This is a genomic window from Bacteroides sp. RTP31139st1_H2_RTP31139_211217 (assembly GCF_040227615.1).
Lineage (GTDB): Bacteria > Bacteroidota > Bacteroidia > Bacteroidales > Bacteroidaceae > Bacteroides > Bacteroides uniformis.
In genome coordinates, this window is sequence record NZ_JBCNZM010000230.1 from 1 (window position 1) to 2,311 (window position 2,311).

The following is a 2,311-nucleotide window of genomic DNA, read 5'->3' on the forward strand; positions in this document are numbered from 1 at the left end:
GCCGTTTCACTGTTGTATTCCCGGAGCGAACAGACCTTGTAACGTTCCAGCAGTTCGGGCGTGATGCCGTACTGTTGCCAGTACACCAGTTCGGCAAGCGGGAACTTCTGTTCCCGGAACTGGTAGGGCTTGACGGGCTTTTCGGGCGTTTCTTCGGGTTTGTCCGGCACTGCCCGGCAGACGGTTGCCGGGGGAACGGAAACCGGAATGCCGGAAGCCAGCCCCAAGCCCAAATCCCGGTCGATGATTTCCAGTATCTCCACGAAGTCAGCCGCCCGGTTGCAGTCCAGCCCCTTTAACTGCCCCACGAGGAAGAAACAGTCGCCGCTGTAACTGTCGTTGCCGAAGTCTTTCATCTTGTAGATACCGCCCCGGCGGTCGAAATAGATGTTGCAGGAAGCCTTGCTGTCCTCGTACAGCGGGTTAAGGAAGTTGCGACCTATGCGCCAATTGCCGGGCAGGTAGTGTTTGAACACCGCCAGCCCGTTACTTGTTCTTTCTAAGATTTCCTCTTTCCTTAGCATACAACTGGTGGTTGGTTATCAGGTTGTCGATGTTCTCCTTGTTGCTCCTTATCAGGCGTTCTTCCAGCATCCGGCGTATCTCGCTGACCTTGTAGAAGTAGCGTCCCCTGATGTTGGAATAGGCGATAGTTCCCGACACCCGCAGGCGTTGCAGGGTCTTTTCGCTTATTTTCAGGAACGTGCAGACCTCGTAGCTGTCCACCCACATGTCTTCCTCGCTTTGCCTTGCCGTTTCCATGTGGTTGAAGATGTAGTCGGCAATGGCGGTAATCTTGTTGTCCAGTTCCTTGTAGGCTTTGGACTCGAATGTTATTATTTCCATAACGGTAACTGATTGATTTGCCGCAAAGTTCGGGTGTCCTGAAAAATAAAACGCCACAGATGTACCCACCTGTGGCGAAATAAATTTTGTTAAAGCACGGTTGCCTAATCCTGCTCCCTCATGCGCATCAGCAACCTGTCTTTCAGGGTGGAGAGGAAGCCCGTTCGGTCTTTGGTCTTGGCTTTTAGTTCCATGTAGGTGTGGTAGAAGTCGCCGAGGTCGATGTCGAACACGTATTCAAAGTAGGCTACAATCTCCTTAATATCAACCGTCCCCTTGTTCAGACAGCCGCAGGCGTCCAGTGCGTAGATAAGTTCCACCAACGCCCTTTTCGTCCCCGTCCAGCGCAACACCTTTCCCATGAAGCCGTTCTTCACCCGCTTGCGTTGTTCCCGGCGTTCCAGCTCGTGCAGACGGTTGGTGAGGTATATTTCCAGCAGTTCGTTGGCTAAAATCTTGGCTACCTTGAAATCGTGACTGGTGCTGAACTGTGGGTCTGTTTCGTAATAGAAACTGTCCACGATGATTTGTATGTCAGGCTTCCCACGCATGAAATACTGCCTGTCCAAGTAGGTGGCTTTCGTTCGGTGGTACTGGTAGAACGCCAAGTTCCGCTGGAACGACTTTGAAATCCGGTCGGTTTCCGACAGCAGGTAGTCCCTTTGCACTTCCTCGCTGCCGCTGGGGAAGCGCACCTCTATCTTGTAAACGGTGTTGTAATAGATGATTTTGCTCGCTAAAAGCGGTTTCAGTTCCTTGAAGAAGTGTATTTCCTCTTCCGTGCTGGCGAACGGGTAGGAGATTATAAAGTTTTTGAGTTCGCCCAGTATCTCTTGCAGGTAGTCCACGCACAGGCGGCAGAGCGTCAGCGTGTCCGCTGCGGTGTCCTCGTATTCCTGTATCTGCCATTCCACTTTTTGAAGCAGTCCGGCGAAGTATGTTTCCAACGGTATCTTATGTTCCATAACCTTGTGCTTATCTTTTATGAAGCACAAAGTTACGGGCATAAAAAATCTGTTTTATTCTTGATTTTTCACATTACGTTCTTGTAACTGTGCATTTTCTTGTTTCCTGCGCTTTTCTGCGTATCTCGCCCGGTGTGTCCAGCAAGTAAGCCTTGCAGAAGTCGTTCAGGTTCGATGTCGATGCGAACCCCGTGGTGAACGCCACTTCCGTAAGCGTGAGGTTGGTGTTCTTCAGGTAGTGTTCCACGTCCTTTGCACGCTCCTTTATCACCCATTCCTTAGCCGTGTACCCGGTCATTTTCTTTACCTTCCGTCGGAACGAGCCGTATTCCATGCCGCATTTGTCCGCCAGTTGCTCGGCATCATAGACCATGTAGCCTTTCAGACGCACCATTTCGGTGAATGTCTGCCTGCCCAGCTCCGGCAGCATCCGTTCGGCGTGGCGCAGTTCCTTTTCCGTCACCAGCAGGCGGTTGTCCCTTACCGGGTTTCTCCGTAGC

Annotated in this window: 3 protein-coding genes and 1 pseudogene; all 4 read right to left on the reverse strand. The window is 51.7% G+C overall.

Going from position 1 to position 2,311, the window contains the following annotated elements; genetic code table 11:
• Positions 1–524 (reverse strand): annotated as a pseudogene (locus tag ABUA47_RS22580) (bifunctional DNA primase/helicase); the annotation flags it as partial.
• Entirely contained in the window at positions 487–915 is a 429-nt protein-coding gene (locus ABUA47_RS22585; protein WP_007845709.1) for a helix-turn-helix domain-containing protein, read from the reverse strand. The gene ABUA47_RS22585 and the pseudogene ABUA47_RS22580, both read right to left, overlap by 38 nt.
• A 35-nt stretch (positions 916–950) precedes the next feature.
• Positions 951–1,853 (reverse strand): RteC domain-containing protein, encoded by a 903-nt coding sequence (locus ABUA47_RS22590; protein ID WP_004326095.1) that lies wholly within the window; start codon positions 1,851–1,853, stop codon positions 951–953.
• 31 nt (positions 1,854–1,884) lie between these two features.
• The coding region (locus ABUA47_RS22595; protein ID WP_349832091.1) for an AraC family transcriptional regulator at positions 1,885–2,311 on the reverse strand (427 nt) is incomplete at its 5' end.